Source organism: Candidatus Ulvibacter alkanivorans (assembly GCF_003333325.1).
Classification (GTDB): Bacteria; Bacteroidota; Bacteroidia; order Flavobacteriales; family Flavobacteriaceae; genus Ulvibacter_A; species Ulvibacter_A alkanivorans.
Window position 1 is genome coordinate 46119 of the sequence record NZ_QOLC01000025.1, and the last position, 16927, is coordinate 63045.

13 protein-coding genes are annotated in these 16927 nt (G+C 41.3%); 7 read left to right on the forward strand and 6 right to left on the reverse strand.

From position 1 onward, the window contains the following. Positions 1-3 precede the first annotated feature (3 nt). The 3 genes from DWA30_RS01460 to DWA30_RS01470 all read right to left on the reverse strand — a co-directional run bounded on the left by DWA30_RS01460 (position 4) and on the right by DWA30_RS01470 (position 2478). Positions 4-633, reverse strand: a complete 630-nt coding sequence (locus DWA30_RS01460) for a bifunctional nuclease family protein (RefSeq protein WP_114490758.1) — start codon at positions 631-633, stop codon at positions 4-6. Between the two features lie 83 nt (positions 634-716). Then, the gene (locus tag DWA30_RS01465; protein WP_114490759.1) at positions 717-1685 is read right to left on the reverse strand and encodes an electron transfer flavoprotein subunit alpha/FixB family protein; all 969 of its coding nucleotides are present in this window, start codon (positions 1683-1685) and stop codon (positions 717-719) included. A gap of 52 nt (positions 1686-1737) precedes the next feature. After that, positions 1738-2478 (reverse strand): electron transfer flavoprotein subunit beta/FixA family protein, encoded by a 741-nt coding sequence (locus tag DWA30_RS01470; RefSeq protein WP_114490760.1) that lies wholly within the window; start codon positions 2476-2478, stop codon positions 1738-1740. A gap of 238 nt (positions 2479-2716) precedes the next feature. Here DWA30_RS01470 and DWA30_RS01475 point away from each other — a divergent pair, with 238 nt between their 5' ends. The 7 genes from DWA30_RS01475 (at position 2717) to DWA30_RS01505 (ending at position 13444) form a co-directional block, all read left to right on the forward strand. Then, complete coding sequence (locus DWA30_RS01475) at positions 2717-3697, forward strand: pyruvate dehydrogenase complex E1 component subunit beta (RefSeq protein WP_114490761.1); 981 nt, start codon at positions 2717-2719, stop codon at positions 3695-3697. A gap of 65 nt (positions 3698-3762) precedes the next feature. Continuing rightward, positions 3763-6240 (forward strand): DUF5686 family protein, encoded by a 2478-nt coding sequence (locus DWA30_RS01480; RefSeq protein ID WP_114490762.1) that lies wholly within the window; start codon positions 3763-3765, stop codon positions 6238-6240. Positions 6241-6418: 178 nt separating this feature from the next. Then, on the forward strand, positions 6419-7825 hold the full coding sequence (locus tag DWA30_RS01485) for an MATE family efflux transporter (RefSeq protein ID WP_114490763.1): 1407 nt from the start codon (positions 6419-6421) through the stop codon (positions 7823-7825). A gap of 129 nt (positions 7826-7954) precedes the next feature. Next, entirely contained in the window at positions 7955-8482 is a 528-nt protein-coding gene (locus tag DWA30_RS01490; RefSeq protein ID WP_114490764.1) for an inorganic diphosphatase, read from the forward strand. A 108-nt stretch (positions 8483-8590) separates the two neighbouring features. Next, entirely contained in the window at positions 8591-11092 is a 2502-nt protein-coding gene (locus tag DWA30_RS01495; protein ID WP_114490765.1) for a sodium-translocating pyrophosphatase, read from the forward strand. A gap of 78 nt (positions 11093-11170) precedes the next feature. Then, positions 11171-12436: an MgtC/SapB family protein gene (locus DWA30_RS01500; protein ID WP_114490766.1), complete on the forward strand. Its 1266-nt coding sequence runs from the start codon at positions 11171-11173 to the stop codon at positions 12434-12436. Positions 12437-12439: 3 nt separating this feature from the next. Then, a complete protein-coding gene (locus DWA30_RS01505; protein ID WP_114490767.1) occupies positions 12440-13444 on the forward strand; it encodes an App1 family protein phosphatidate phosphatase in 1005 nt (334 codons plus the stop codon). On the opposite strand, the gene ppk1 is transcribed toward DWA30_RS01505, so the two are convergent. Genes ppk1 through DWA30_RS01520 form a run of 3 tightly spaced genes read right to left on the reverse strand, consistent with a single transcriptional unit; the run spans position 13434 to position 16925 of the window. After that, a complete protein-coding gene (gene ppk1 / locus DWA30_RS01510; RefSeq protein WP_114490768.1) occupies positions 13434-15470 on the reverse strand; it encodes a polyphosphate kinase 1 in 2037 nt (678 codons plus the stop codon). The two genes, DWA30_RS01505 and ppk1, sit on opposite strands and share 11 nt — an antisense overlap. 53 nt (positions 15471-15523) lie before the next feature. Then, positions 15524-16144 carry a deoxynucleoside kinase gene (locus DWA30_RS01515; protein WP_114490769.1) on the reverse strand — a complete coding sequence of 207 codons (621 nt, stop codon included), beginning with the start codon at positions 16142-16144 and terminating at the stop codon, positions 15524-15526. 4 nt (positions 16145-16148) lie between these two features. After that, positions 16149-16925 (reverse strand): hypothetical protein, encoded by a 777-nt coding sequence (locus tag DWA30_RS01520; RefSeq protein WP_114490770.1) that lies wholly within the window; start codon positions 16923-16925, stop codon positions 16149-16151. Between the last annotated feature and the right edge of the window lie 2 nt (positions 16926-16927).

Genomic DNA, 16927 nt, shown 5'->3' on the forward strand with positions numbered 1-16927 from the left:
CTATTACTTTCGTTTTGAAATTTCGTCCCGTATGCGTGCCGCTTTTTCGTAGTCTTCGTTGGCAACCGCTTGGTCGAGCATTTTGTTGAGTTCTTTTAACGTATATTTAGTGTAGCTTTCGCCTTTTGGTGCGACCGATTCTTTGTCTTCGCCTGCAATTAGCTCTTCAATTACTGCATCTTCCTCTTTAGCGCTTTTTTGCTTCCTCTTTTTAGGCGTGGTTTTTAAATAAATTCCTGCCTTATCGAGAATTGCCTTATAGGTAAAAATAGGAGCGTTAAATCGTAATGCCAAGGCTATGGCGTCACTAGTTCGCGCATCGATGATCTCTTCTATCTTGTCGCGTTCGCATATGATGCTTGAATAGAAAACACCATCGACCAACTTGTGAATGATCACTTGTTTGATCACGATCTCAAATCGGTCTGAAAAGTTTTTAAAAAGATCGTGAGTTAATGGGCGTGGAGGTTTAATTTCTTTTTCGAGAGCAATCGCGATCGATTGTGCTTCAAAAGCGCCGATAACAATAGGAAGTTTGCGATCACCGTCTTCTTCACTCAAAATAAGTGCGTAGGCGCCATTCTGTGTTTGGCTGTACGAAATTCCCTTAATATTTAGCTTTACTAAACTCATGACATTCTAATAAAAAAGGCTGTTTAACAAGGACGTTTCCTCAATTAAACAGCCCTTTTTTCAAGGCACAAAGTAACAAAAAATTACGCGTTTTGCGCCTTAAAGGCTTTTAATTTTTCGTTCAATTTAGGAAGTACCTCGAAGGCATCTCCAACAATTCCGTAGTCGGCAGCTTTAAAAAATGGTGCCTCGGGGTCGTTATTTATAACCACTTTTACCTTAGAAGCGTTAATTCCGGCCAAGTGTTGAATGGCTCCACTAATACCAACAGCAATGTATAAATTAGAGGCTACAGGTTTTCCTGTTTGCCCCACGTGTTCGCTATGAGGTCTCCAACCCATATCACTTACAGGTTTTGAACATGCAGTTGCAGCGCCGAGAATTTCTGCTAATTCTTCGATCATGCCCCAATTTTCGGGTCCTTTTAGTCCGCGCCCACCAGATACTACGATCTCGGCATCGGCGATGGTTACCTTGTCTGTGGCCTTATCTACAGACACAACTTCTACCGAGAAATCTTCCGAAGAAAGCTCTGGAGAAAAGGCTTCGGTGCTAGCGTCTACATTACTTTCTTTAAGTCCGAAAGCATTTTTAGCCAAACCAATCACCTTTGTGTCGGTTGTAATTTCGGTAGTGGCAAATGCTTTATTGGTAAATACACTGTGCGTAACTTTAAATGGTGCTGTACTTACCGGAAGTTCGGTCACATTGGATACATATCCCGCGTCGAGGTTTACGGCAAGCATAGGCGCCATAAATTTGCTGTTTGCGCTGGATGTAAGTACCACGACCTGTGCTCCTTCGGCTTTGGCCGCCTGAGCAACCACATCGGCATAGGCTTCTGCATTGAACGGACTAAGTTTATCGTTAGAAACTTCTAATACTTTATCGGCTCCATACTTCCCTAACTGGGAAGCATCACCTCCGTTAATTGCGATGGCGGTAACCGAAGTGCTCAAGGTTTCTGCGATTCCTTTGGCATACGAAACGGCTTCGAATGCAATCTTTTTAAATGTTCCTTCTTCTGATTCTGTATATACTAAAACTGACATATAATTTAATTTTTTATTCCCGAAATGAATTGATGTTCTAAAATATCGGGATTTAAATAACTTTTGCTTCGTTGTGTAAAAGGTCTATCAAGGTGTCGACGTCATCTACTAATTTAACCGAACCTTTTGGCGCTGGTTTCTGAAAAGAAACTGTTTTGGTTTCTGCACTTGCGTCTACCGGTTCTTTTACATGAAGTGGTTTCGATCTTGCTTGCATGATTCCGCGCATGTTTGGTATGCGAAGGTCACTTTCTTCCACCAATCCTTTTTGTCCGCCTACCACTAACGGAAGTGAAGTACTTACGGTTTCTTTCCCACCGTCGATCTCACGAATTGCGGTGGCGCTATTACCTTCAATCTCGAGGTTTATACAGGTATTGATAAAATTAGCATCGATTAACTGTGCAAGCATACCTGGAACCATTCCACCGTTGTAGTCGATCGATTCGCGTCCTCCAATAATGAGGTCGTAGTTGCCTTCTTTAACCACATTTGCCAACTGTTTCGCAACCGAAAAACCATCGGTAGCTTCAGTGTTTACTCGAATGGCCTCATCGGCACCAATAGCCAAGGCCTTTCGCAAGGTTGGTTCGGTTTCGGGTCCTCCTACATTTACAACATGCACAGTAGCACCTTGCTTTTCTTTAAACCACATGGCGCGAGTAAGTCCGAACTCATCGTTAGGGTTAATTACAAATTGAACTCCATTGGTATCGAATTTCGTATCGCTCTCTGTAAAATTAATTTTTGAGGTAGTGTCTGGTACGTGACTAATACACACTAATATTTTCATAGTTGATCGTAATTTTAATCTGTAAATAATTGGGTAATCTGTGGTTGAAAATGCTTCAGATTACAAGGCTACGAAGATACATATATATTTAATAATTTTGCTATGCATGCATAATAAAATTGCGTTAAATCTTCTCAAAAAATGACTACACACATATAAATAATACTATTTTTGTGCTTTCTTGTTCGCAACGAGAGGGGTTCTATCCTTTTTCAGAAAAAATAAAGATCCGAAACACATGAAAACATTACAATTTAGAGAGGCTATCTGCGAGGCGATGAGTGAAGAAATGCGTCGTGATGAATCTATCTACCTTATGGGAGAAGAAGTGGCCGAATACAATGGAGCATATAAAGCAAGTAAAGGAATGTTGGATGAATTTGGTGCCAAGCGGGTAATCGACACACCCATATCGGAACTTGGCTTTTCGGGAATTGGTGTTGGATCTGCTATGAACGGGAACCGACCTATCATCGAATTTATGACCTTTAACTTTTCACTGGTAGGGATCGATCAAATTATTAACAACGCCGCCAAGATGCGACAAATGAGCGGCGGTCAAATCAATATTCCAATCGTTTTTAGAGGACCTACCGCTTCTGCCGGGCAGTTGGCGGCAACACACTCTCAAGCTTTCGAGAGCTGGTTTGCAAACACCCCCGGTCTTAAAGTAGTAGTGCCTAGTAATCCGGCCGATGCCAAAGGATTGCTTAAAAGTGCTATTCGAGATGATGACCCGGTGATCTTTATGGAAAGCGAGCAAATGTATGGGGACAAAGGAGAAGTGCCTGAAGGGGAATATCTTATTCCTTTAGGTGTGGCCGATATTAAGCGGAAAGGCGATGATGTGACTATTGTTTCCTTCGGAAAAATTATAAAAGAAGCGTATAAGGCTGCCGAAACACTTTCCGAAGAAGGCATTGAATGTGAAATCATCGACCTTCGAACAGTGCGCCCAATGGATCATGACGCTATCTTAGAATCGGTTAAGAAGACAAATCGGTTGGTAATCCTAGAAGAAGCCTGGCCATTTGGAAATGTGGCAACAGAAATTACCTATCAAGTGCAAAGCAAAGCATTCGATTATTTAGACGCTCCTATCGTAAAATTAAATACCGCAGATACTCCGGCTCCTTATTCGCCGGTATTGTTAAAAGAATGGCTTCCTAACAGCGAGGATGTAATAAAGGCTGTGAAAAAAGTGTTATACAAAGAGTAGGTTTACGACCTACACTTCAGTATACATACAATTCTAATCACGTCACCCGAATCTACATAGTCTTTATGAAGCAAATACTTTTTTTCTTGTTTATGGGACTGGCCACTGTTGCCATGGCCCAAACCAAGGTAAGTGGTGTGATTAAAGATACCGCTGGAACACCTATTGCATTTGCTAACGTTATATTTAAAGATTCTAACGAAGGAACCATTTCGAACGAAGAAGGGCGGTTCTACCTCGAAAGTGATGATAACTATACAGAGGTCGTATTTTCATTTATAGGTTTTAGCAGTACCGAAGTAACGCTTACAGACCGAAGCACCTACAATATGGAGATCGTTCTAGAGGAAGAAGCAGCAGCCTTAGATGAGGTTGTGATCTTTACAGGGAAACAATCTAAAAAGAACAATCCTGCTATCGATATTCTTCGCAAGATCTGGGAAAATAGGAGAGAAAATGGCGTTAAAAAGTTTAAGCAATACCAATACGACAAGTACGAAAAATTAGAGTTCGATCTCAATACCATCGACAGCGCTTTAATTAACAGTCGAGTGTTCAACGGGATGGAATTTATCTTCGATCAAACCGATACTTCAAATATTACCGGAAACACCTACTTGCCTATCTTTATTAATGAAGCCTATGCTAAGGTCTACGGCGACAATCTATTGAATGAAGAAAAAGAGGTCTTAGAAGGGAATAAGAACTCCGGATTTGACAACAATAACACACTTATCGCTTTTATCAAGGACCTCTACAGCGAATACAATGTGTACGACAATTACCTCAAATTTTTCGACAAGGCCTTCACAAGTCCGTTATCAACCACCGGTATCGATGTTTATAACTACGTGCTTTTAGACAGTGCCTATCGCGATAATAAATGGTGCTATAACATCGTCTACTACCCGAGGAGAAAGAACGAGCTAACTTTTAAAGGTGATTTTTGGGTGAACGATAGCACTTGGGCTATCAAGGAGATCAACCTTCAGGCGTCTAAAAGTGCCAATTTAAACTGGGTCCGTGAAGTGTATATCGAACAAGAGTTCGATGTATTGAACGATTCAACTTTTTTAATTACTCGGGATTATTTTTTAAGTGACTTTAGTTTCAGAAAAAAAGAAGGCGCCAGAGGTGTCTATGGCAAGCGAACCACTTTATACGATAATTACGAATTCGACATTAAAAAGGACAAATCCTTTTACAAAGAACAGGTAGACCCATATCAATATGAAGTCTACAACCGTCCCGACGACTATTGGGAAGAAAAACGCATGGAATCCTTAAGCAAGGATGAGAAAGGAGTGTATAAAATGCTCGACACCTTAAAAACGGTTCCTCGATTTAAAACACTGTACAATTTAGGGGCAGTTCTAGCCACCGGCTATTATGAAACCAATAATTTTGACGTTGGCCCGGTGTTTTCCATTTTTGGCTTCAACGAAGCAGAAGGACTCCGAATTCGACTCGGAGGCCGCACCTATTTTAGTCAGAACGACCCTTGGCGTATCGAAGGGTTTGGTGCCTACGGATTTAAAGACGAACGATTCAAGTACGGTATTTCGGCCAAATGGTTGCTGGACCGAACTTCGAGGCTTACGGTTTTTGCAGGCAACCGAAAGGATGTCGAACAAACAGGGGCTAGTCTCACTAACAGCAACGATGTACTAGGAAGAAGTCTTGCTTCATCCTCTTTGATCTCGGTAGGTGCAAACGATCGTTTAAGCAGGATCAATCTAACGACCGTAGGTTTTGAAGTGGAGCCGGTAAAGAATCTTGTTCTCCGTCTTACGGGTTCTTACCGTAATTTAGAATCGGCAACAGACACATTTAGCATCGATTATTTTGATGAAGACGGCACCATTAGAAGCACTGTTTCCCAGCCAGAGATCGAATTGGCTTTTAACTACACCCCACGCAGAAAAACATCGGGCTATGGGGTAGAACGAACCATAATCAATGACGGAGATTTTCCTGTTTTTTATGTGGCGTATACCTATGGATTAAAGGATGTGTTGAACGGCGATTTTGAGTATAAAAAATTACAAGGTCTCTATACCAGACCATGGAATATTGGTGGTCTAGGGCGTTTGCTTACCACGGTTGAGGTTGGAAAGATCTTCGATCCGGTACCACTAAGTTTGTTAAGTCCCATCCCTGGTAACCAAACATATTTTAGTTTGTACAACACCTTTACGCAATTGGATTATTACGAATTTGTTAGCGATACCTATGCCTCTCTTCATGTTCAACATAACTTTGGCGGGCGCTTATTTTCACGTATTCCAGGTTTGCGTAAGCTCAATCTAAGAGAAGTAATTGGCTTTAGGGCAGTGTACGGAGAGATTTCCGAAGAAAATATCGCGCTAAATGCATCCAACATCATTTACCAAGCACCAGGTGATATCTATTATGAATACAGTGTTGGTATTGGTAATATCTTTAAGATTTTTCGCCTCGATTTTAATTTTCGAGGAAATTATCTAAACAATCCCGATGCTCGAAAATTTGGAGTTACCGGTGTATTTGGATTCTCCTTTTAATTACTTTTTTCACTTCGGAAGCGGAAGTGTTATTTCAAAATCCAAAAATTAGTTTACCTTTATCCTATTATGAAGCTGCCTGTTATTGTATAACGACCGCATCTGAAAGAATTATTCTACCGGATGGCCATCGCCCATGAGGCGAAATTCTACTATACATAAATTTTAATTGCAAAGCATGGCTTCATCAAATTTCACTGCTACAACTGTATTTCAACTTATAAAAGATGCTATTTCCGGTAAGGAGATAGATTATACCAAAGGCAGCATTCGCAAAGCGATCATTCTGCTGTCCATACCCATGATACTCGAAATGTGTATGGAGTCCATTTTCGCCTTGGTCGATATTGCATACGTTTCTCAGGTAAGCACAAACGCGGTAGCGACCATCGGGCTAACCGAGTCTGTGTTAACGTTGGTTTACGCTGTCGCAGTAGGGCTTAGTATGGCAGCTACCGCGGTTGTCGCACGACGAATAGGCGAAAAAGATAAAGAAGGAGCCAATCGTGCCTCAGTACAAGTAATTTTTCTCGGTATAGCCGTTGCAGCTGTGGTAAGTTGCATTGGGATCATGTACCCGAAAGAGATTTTGCAACTTATGGGTGCGGAAGCTTCTTTAGTAGAAGAAGGGTATCGCTATACTCAGATCCTTTTTGGCGGCAATATCACAATTGTATTACTCTTTTTGATCAATGCTATATTTCGCGGTGCGGGCAATGCTTCCATCGCTATGTGGGTCTTGATCCTTTCCAATGGATTGAATATAATTCTAGACCCCATATTTATATTTGGTTGGGGCCCAATCCCTGAGTACGGTGTGGCCGGTGCCGCAATTGCCACTACTATTGGTAGAGGAACAGCCGTACTGTTTCAGCTGTATCTTTTGTTCTTCGGAAGCACCCGCATAAAATTAGCCCTGCATCATATTAAATTAAATCTCACGATAATGTTCAACCTTATTCGTGTGTCCTTGGGTGGGATAGGACAATTCTTAATTGGAACCTCCAGTTGGATCTTTTTGATGAGGATCATGAGTGAATTTGGGAGCGAAGTGTTGGCCGGTTATACCATCGCTATTCGTGTCATGATGTTTACCCTAATGCCGGCCTGGGGAATGAGTAATGCAGCCGCAACTTTAGTAGGTCAAAATCTCGGAGCCAATCAACCAGATCGCGCCGAGATCTCGGTTTGGAAAACCAGTAAATATAATGCTTGGTTTATGGCTGTAATATCTGTGCTTTATTTGGTGTTTGCAGCGCGTATTATTAGCTGGTTTAGTGATGAGCAGGACGTGGTGTATTACGGAGCGCTTAGTTTACAGATCATTACCGCCGGCTATGTGTTCTATGCCTATGGTATGACCATCACCAATGCGTTTAATGGTGCAGGGGACACCAAGACACCAACCATTATTAATTTCTTTTGTTTTTGGCTAATTCAGTTGCCGTTTGCATACACTGCTGCTCTTTTATGGGATTGGGGGCCTATTGGAGTTTTTACTGCAATTACGTTAGCAGAAGTATTAATTGCAATTATTGCGATTCTTTGGTTTAAAAAAGGTTCTTGGAAGTTAACAAAGGTGTAAGTTGATTACGAGTTGTAAAAAGCATTCTACTTATTGTGCTTTAATAGGTGTTTTTCGGTGAAAGATCCGTACTTTTGCACCCCCAAAAAATGACAGGGGAGTGTAATCTTTTCAGAATAAATAAATAAAATGACAGTAGACAAAAAAGGAAGCTTCGATGTATTGATCGAAATTCCCAAAGGAAGCCGAAATAAATACGAATACGATTTTGAACTAAAGAAAATACGATTCGATCGTATGCTATTCTCTTCTATGATGTATCCGGCCGATTATGGCTTTATTCCGGAGACCTTGGCATTAGACGGTGACCCGCTAGATGTATTGGTGCTTGGTAGCGAACCTACCTTCCCCATGTGTGTGATGGAAGTAAAACCCATTGGTGTTTTTCACATGGCCGATGAAAAAGGTCCGGATGAAAAGGTGATTTGTGTACCCGTTTCAGACCCTATCTGGAATAGCTTGAACGACTTGTCCGATATGAACCCACACATCGTCAAAGAGATCGAGCACTTTTTTCAGGTCTATAAGGATCTAGAGAAGAAGCGCGTCGATGTAGGAGGATGGGGCGATGCCAAAGAAGCGTACGATATCTTATATAAATGTATCGATCGATACGATAACAGTGTACATAAAAAGAACAAGAACTTCACCATATAATTCACTATTTGGAAAGATCTCAACCCCTTCGAATTACAATTCTTAGGGGTTTTTTAATTCTCTTTAATTTCTTACTTTAGCTGCCGATTTAACAAAACCTTTAACTACATGGAACAGAACATTATTTATGTACCCATTGGCCTTGCGATCTTAGGATTGTTGTTCATGCTCATCAGGATGAGCTGGGTAAAAAAACAACCTGCAGGAAGTGAACGCATGCAGTCTATATCTAAAAGTATTAAAGAAGGAGCCTTGGCGTTTTTAAATGCTGAATACAGGCTCTTACTTATTTTCGCTGTGATCGCAAGTATATTATTATATGTGGTTTCCGCATTGGTCGACACTACTAGTTGGATGATCGTACCTGCTTTTATTTTTGGAGCAATTTTCTCGGCATTGGCCGGTAATATCGGTATGCGAATCGCTACAGAAGCCAATGCAAGAACAGCAGAAGCTGCTAAAACTAGCTTGCCACAAGCCTTAAAAGTTTCTTTTGGCGGTGGTACTGTTATGGGACTTGGTGTTGCAGGATTGGCCGTACTGGGATTAAGTTTGTTCTTTTTGTTCTTCTTAGGGCAGTTCATCACCGAGGGTGGTGATTTTTATAACGACATGACCATCGTACTGGAAGCCCTAGCCGGTTTCTCTCTAGGAGCAGAGAGTATTGCACTTTTCGCTCGTGTGGGTGGTGGAATTTATACCAAAGCGGCCGATGTAGGTGCCGACCTTGTAGGTAAGGTGGAAGCAGGCATCCCTGAGGATGATCCGCGTAATCCAGCAACCATCGCAGATAACGTTGGTGATAATGTTGGTGATGTTGCCGGTATGGGCGCCGATCTATTCGGGTCCTACGTAGCGACTGTACTTGCAGCAATGGTGTTAGGTAATTACGTAATTCGAGATATTAGCATTTCGAATGCCGAACAATTTACCGATGCCTTTAACAATATGGGACCTATCTTACTTCCGTTGGTAATTGCCGGTGTGGGAGTGTTAGCTTCTATAATTGGAACGTTCTTAGTAAAAATTAAGAGCAACGATGCAAAAGAACCAACCGTACAACGCGCTTTAGATACGGGAAACTGGGTAGCTATTATTCTAACTTTAGCCGCTAGTTGGTTTTTGATCGATTGGATGTTGCCTGCAGAGATGAACATGAAATTCTTCGGTGAAGGATATCAAACCATCCCTTCTATTAATGTGTTCTGGTCTGCCTGTATCGGATTGGCGGTAGGAGCTTTGATCTCGTATGTAACAGCACATTATACCAGTCTCGGTAAAAAACCGGTAATGGATATTGTAAAAAATTCTTCTACAGGAGCTGCCACTAATATTATTGCAGGTCTTGCAGTTGGGATGAAATCAACGTTTTGGTCGGTATTGCTTTTTGCTGCCGCAATCTATGGCTCGTATGAGTTTGCCGGATTCTATGGTGTGGCATTAGCCGCTTCTGCAATGATGGCAACCACCGCCATGCAATTAGCGATCGATGCTTTTGGTCCTATTGCCGATAACGCAGGAGGTGTTGCCGAAATGAGTGAACTTGAAGATCACGTTCGTGAACGTACCGATATTTTAGACTCGGTTGGAAATACTACCGCAGCCGTAGGAAAAGGATTTGCGATCGCGTCTGCTGCCCTAACAGCATTGGCACTTTTTGCTGCCTATGTAACCTTTACCGGCATCGACGGAATTAACATCTTCCGCGCCGACGTATTAGCGATGCTATTTGTTGGTGGAATGATACCGGTTGTATTTTCCGCCCTTGCCATGAAATCGGTAGGAAAAGCTGCTATGGAAATGGTTCAAGAAGTGCGCCGTCAATTCCGCGAAATTCCTGGAATTATGGAAGGAACAGGGACACCCGAATACGCAAAATGTGTCGATATTTCTACCAAAGCGGCCTTAAAAGAAATGATCCTGCCTGGACTACTTACTATTATTACACCTATCGTTATCGGACTCGTTTTTGGTGCTGAACCCTTAGGAGGATATATGGCCGGAGTTTGTGTTAGTGGAGTGATGTGGGCCATCTTCCAAAACAATGCCGGAGGCGCTTGGGACAACGCCAAGAAATCGTTTGAAGCAGGTGTGATGATCGATGGAGAAATGACCTACAAGGGAAGTGATGCGCATAAAGCCGCTGTCACTGGAGATACTGTTGGAGATCCTTTTAAAGATACATCGGGACCTTCTATGAACATCTTAATTAAGCTAACTTGTTTGGTTGGATTGGTGATCGCGCCTATCCTCGGTGGACATTCTGCTTCAGAAAGTGCAGAAGCAATGAATACTTCGGAAGCGATGTACTTTATCGATGAGGATGGTAACAAGACCTTGCTAACAGACAAGCAAGCAACTCAACTTTCCGAAGCAAACAGATCGGAAATTAATAAAGAAATAATCGTAAATATGACTTCGGAAGGCGATGTTACAACCGCAGAAGTTACGATCGAAACAACCATAGATGGTGAGACAACTACCGAAACAAAGACTTTTACCGGAACAGAAGAAGAAGTGCGTGCTCAAGTTGATGCATTAAAAGAATCAACGACAAAAGTGACCAAAAAAGAAGTGATCAAAGAAGTAGAAGTGATCGAAGAGAACTAAGCATATTCGTTAAAGTATTTTTAAAACCCTGCCCTTCGAGCAGGGTTTTTTTATGGTTTGTAGTATCTTGTATCTAGGATGAACTACGACGATATTATTACATTAGGAATTGCGTTTGGTCTTGGGATGCTCGTTGGGCTGCAACGCGAGCGAACCGACAGCAAAATTGCCGGCGTTCGAACTTTTACATTGATCGCTATTTTAGGAACCGTTACCGGTTTTCTAACACGAGAATATGACAATCCTTTTATTCTTCCTGCCTTTGGTATCGCGATTACTGCCTTCATGGTGATCGCCAATGTAATAAAACTTAAAAAGCTAGATGGAGCCGATGTAGGCCAAACCACCGAAGTGGCCGCATTGCTTATGTTTGCGATAGGAGCATATTTGGTGTTGGGAAGTCAAATAATAGCGGTTATAGTGGGTGGCGCTTTAGCTATACTGCTCTATGTAAAAGAACACCTCCACGATTTTATAGATCGACTAAAAGAGAAAGACCTGGCCGCTATAATGACCTTTGCAGGTATCTCCTTGGTGGTACTGCCCATACTTCCAGATGAGACCTTTGGACCTTTAGATGTTTTAAACCCGAAGAATATATGGCTTATGGTCACGCTTATCGTTGGAATAAGCGTTGTAGGTTACTTTATTTACAAGTTTGTAGGTAAGAAAGTAGGGATCGTTTCTAATGGGGTCTTAGGGGGTATGATCAGTAGTACTGCGACAACAGTGAGTTACTCGAGAATGACGGCCAATGCAAAGAATATTCATAAAATGGCAGCCTTTGTCATCACAGCTGCATCAGCCATTGCGCTTGCGCGTGTTTTAATTGAGGTAGGCATCGTAATCCCTGAAAAGCTGCCGCAAATTATGCTGCCTATTCTAGTAGAATTTGTCATAATGATCTTGTTATGCGTAGGACTATTTTACCTAATCAATAATGACGAGGAGGGTGAAGAAATGCCCGAACCAAAGAACCCGGCTCAATTTAAGAGCGCACTGATTTTTGGCTTGTTGTACGGACTAATACTTTTGGCAGTTGCCTTCACAAAAGAAGAGTTTGGGAACAGTGCCCTCTATATAGTTTCAATTATTAGTGGGTTAACCGATGTTGATGCGATCACATTATCGCTTTCGCAACTAATGAAAGACGACGGACTTCAAACAGAAACAGGGTGGCGGCTTATACTGCTGGCGTCCCTCTCTAATTTAGTGTTTAAAGGTATTATGGCAGCCGTTCTAGGAACCCGAAAATTGGCAAAATGGGTTGCCATCACTTTTGGTATCTCTATTATTACAGGTTTATTAATCATGTGGCTGTGGCCCGAAGCGTGGCATTTCTAATATATGGGTTGGTTTTCTAAAGATCCGTTGCAAATTATTGCCTTTCATAGCTATGGAACCGATACGCATCTCTATGCGCGCGGTAGAGCAATTGAAGATGAATCTATCGATCTCTCTAAAAAAGGGCTATTACGTCTTCTAATAAATAGTTACAAGCGATTCGAGACCGATGAAGTTAAAAACACCAAATTAAAGCTCACATTATCCGACGGTCGAACCTTTTATACCACTACCGATAAACATGGGTATTTTTTGGTCGATGTGCAAACAAACGGACTCGAAGCGCTTACCAATAACGAAGGTTGGTTGCCCTACGTGATAAGCTACGACAATCAGCCAAAAAACAGAAGTATCAAAAACAACAATCGCTTTCCGGGCGAAATGTTGATCCCTTCAAATACTGCAACGTTTGGGATCGCAAGCGACATCGACGACACTATCTTACATACCGGAGTTACTTCTAAACTAAAATGGCGATTGTTGCTCAACACCTTTTTTAAACGCGCCGAACGACGTAGTCCGTTAGAAGGTGCTTCAGACTTTTATCACATGTTGCACCGTGGGGTTTCCGGTGAGAATAGTAATCCGTTATTCTATGTGAGTCATAGTCCCTGGAACTTGTACCGTTATCTAGAACTTTTCTTGAAGAAGAATAACTTTCCGAAGGGACCCATATTGTTAAGACGGTTTAGCGCTATCTTCGGAAAGAAATCCAAAAGCGAAAAACCTCAAAAACAAAAGGAAATTATCAACTTGCTACAAACCTACCCAAAAATGCCGTTTATCTTGATTGGCGATAGTGGCGAGCATGATGCCGATATCTACATTGAAATAGCACAATCGCATCCCGATCGTATCCTAGCCATTTATTTGCGAAGTGTAAAACACCATAAACGAATGATGCGTATTCGCGGCTTGTTCGATTCGTATAAAACAACACCGGCCTTGCTCGTAGAAGATAGCCAAGAGGCTATAGAGCACGCTAGGGAACACAAGTTTATTCGCTAAGCTTCTTAAAATACTCGTAAGTGTCTAATTGTGCTTGAACGGGCTTTTTATCATTTTGAACATACAAATTCTTCTGATCCGCATCGATTATACGAGCCTTTACATTGTCGTTTAATTGAATGTCGATAAGTTCACGTACGATCTGCTTCAACTTTTTATCAAACACCGGTGTAACCACTTCGATACGGTGGTTGAGGTTTCGGGTCATCCAATCGGCAGAACCGAAATACAGTTGCTCGTCACCATCATTTCCGAAGATATACACCCGCCCATGCTCTAAGAAACGATCTACGATAGAGGTAACGTAAATATTCTCGCTTTGTCCTTTGATACCCGCGACCAACGAACAGATCCCACGAATTAACAAGCGAATTTGTACTCCTGCATTGCTTGCACGATATAACAGTTTGATCATGTCATTGTCCTGTAGGCTGTTCATCTTTAAGATGATATACGCATCTTTTCCTTGTTTGGCCAGATCGATCTCCCGATTTACCATTTCAATAAAACGTACACGCGTGGTAAATGGAGATACCAGCAAGCGCTTTGTCTTGGGAAAGATAATGGTGCCATCTAGCACCAAGAACACTTTATTAAGCTCTTTAGTGATCTTTTTGTGGGTGGTCATCAATCCGAAGTCGGTATACAAAGTTGCTGTGTTCTCGTTGAAGTTTCCGGTAGCGATATAACCAAAGCGTTTTTTAGTTCCATCTTTAACCCGCTCAATACACAATATCTTAGAATGTACTTTAATATCCGGATAGCTATAAATTACGTTGGCGCCATTTTCTTTAAAGATCGAACCCCACTTTAGGTTGTTCTTTTCGTCAAATCGTGCTTTTACTTCTATAAAGACGGTCACATCCTTGCCGTTCTTAGCAGCAAGTGCAATTGCATCGTTTAATCGAGATTCTTTAGCGGCTCTGTAAATGGTTATTTTGATCTTTGTAACATGAGGATCTACAGCGGCTTCTTCAACCAAACGAATCACAGGTTCAAACGATTGATACGGATAATGCAAGAGATGATCTGAGGCTTCGATCGCCTCGAACATAGAATCGTATTGTGATAACATGGGGTGATCAATAGGCGGAAGTTTGTCTATAGAGAGCGCTTTGTCGGTAGGATTCGGAAAACTGAAGAAATCCTTAAAGTTATGATAGGCACCTCCTTCGATGATATCGGCATTGAAAACATCCAACGATTTTTTTAAAATATCTCTAAAGGATTGGGGCATTTTTTCGTCTATAAGTAGACGCGTTGCTTGTCCGGTAGATCGTTTTGGCAACGACGCTTTTATTTTTTCCATTAAATTGCCGGAGAACTCATCTTCTATGTACAGCTCGGCGTCTCGCGATTTCTTAATGGCAAAAAAGGTTAAGTCTTTTTCCATTTCCGGGCTTTGCCGCAAACAGTATTTTAAGATGTCGTCTATAAAGGTGATGTAGTATTTTCCGTTTTGCTTCGGAAACACAAAAAATCGAGGTTCATCTTCAGGGATCTCTACAAGTGCAAACTCTTCTTTAGAAAGTATGGCTGCCAGATACAGGCTTTCGTTCTTTACAAAAACTTCATCTTCACCGGAGCAAGGATTACAAGCAATAGTGATCTTGTCTTTTAAGATCTCATCGTAATAATTTTGAGCCACTAGCCGCTGCGTGGCCGAAAATGAGCTATGATTAATCAAATAGATGTTTTCTTCTTCTAACTTCGGAATGATGTCGTTATAAAAAATTGTTCCGAACTCCTGCTGTTGCAAGTGAACTTGCTTTTTTATTTCCTTAAGTACTTTGTTGGGTTTGGTAATTAACTTTTTCCGAAGGGGTTTTTCTATTTTTTTGATCTGACGGATGTCAGACACACGAACCCTAAAAAACTCATCTAAGTTAGATGAAAAGATCGCTAGAAATTTAATGCGTTCATACAACGGGTTGCGCGAATCGGCTGCTTCTTGAAGCACACGATGATTAAATCGAAGCCAAGACAGATCGCGATGATAGTATTTGGTATTGTAAAGTGACGCCATAGTTGTTATGGCAAATTAAGTTAATTACAACCGAAGTGACTGTTTGTAAAATGTTAAGTTTTGAAGAGCCCATGCAATTCGGCATCGATCTTATTGATGACATCTCCCAGGTCTTCCGGATTGTCGACAAAATTGAGGTTGTCTACATTCAAAATAATTAGATTGCCCTTGTCGTATTCATGAACCCAGGCTTCATAGCGCTCGTTTAGCCTGCTTAAATAGTCGATACTAATAGAGTTTTCGTAATCTCTTCCACGCTTATGGATCTGGTTTACAAGATTAGGGATCGAACTGCGTAAATAAATAAGTAGATCGGGCCCTTCGGTCACACTTTCCATTAAGTCGAACAACGACCGATAGTTCTCATAATCTCGATTGGTCATGAGTCCCATAGCATGTAAATTGGGCGCAAAAATATAAGCGTCCTCATAAATGGTACGATCTTGAATAATGTCTTTTCCACTTTTGCGAATATCGAGGATTTGACGGAAACGACTGTTCAAAAAGTAGATCTGAAGATTAAAGGACCATCGTTCCATCTGATTGTAAAAATCATCGAGATACGGATTGTCCTCCACGTCTTCAAAATGGGCCTTCCATTTATAATGTTTGGCTAATAAGCGGGTTAAGGTGGTTTTTCCAGAACCTATGTTTCCGGCAATCGCAACATGCATATATCTACTTCTTTGGTTGGGTTAGTGAAAAGGCGTATAAAAATTTACTGTCATAAATATACAGGAAATCTTGCGTAAGCTGCAAGTCTTTTATTGTGTTTTCGGGCAGCGGATTTTTTAATGGTTGAACGGTGTTTTCAGCGATCAAATACAGCTCATTATTTTTTAAAGCGACTACCTTTTCTTCTTGTTGAACAATCCGCTCAAATTGTTGTCCGTCCATTTTAGACAGTAGACTGCCATAAATATTAAAGGTGCGCATTGAATTATTGGTAAGGGCAAAGCAATAATTAAAATTGCTGGCTTGCGAGATAAGCTCACCCGAAAATGGCTGGGAAACCGTGACCTTAGTATTGTTACGGTAGTTATACAATTCGATTTGCTGGGTGTCTACATTAAAGATCCATAGCCTATTATTTCCTGCATTCGTAGCGGTATGTACATTAATAAACTGAGGAAGATTATTAAAGTTGATGCGCTCTATTTCATTTAATCGATTGTCTACAAAGACGACCGTATTCACATCGCGATAAAAAACAACCACTTTTAAAGGATTAATGATATCGACCGACGTGATTGGACCTAATTGAAAATCGTTGAACACGAACGCACCTTCTGCACCATTTTTATGCAATACTTGGTCTTTAATGTAGTAGGTGTTCTTATAAGGGTCGATACCCACGAAGGTATCTGCTTCGAGCGCTATTTTTGAAACCTCTTGCAAGTTTTGTGCAAATCCTGCCAGGGTAGAAAAGCATAAGAAAAGAATGAGTACCTTCATAG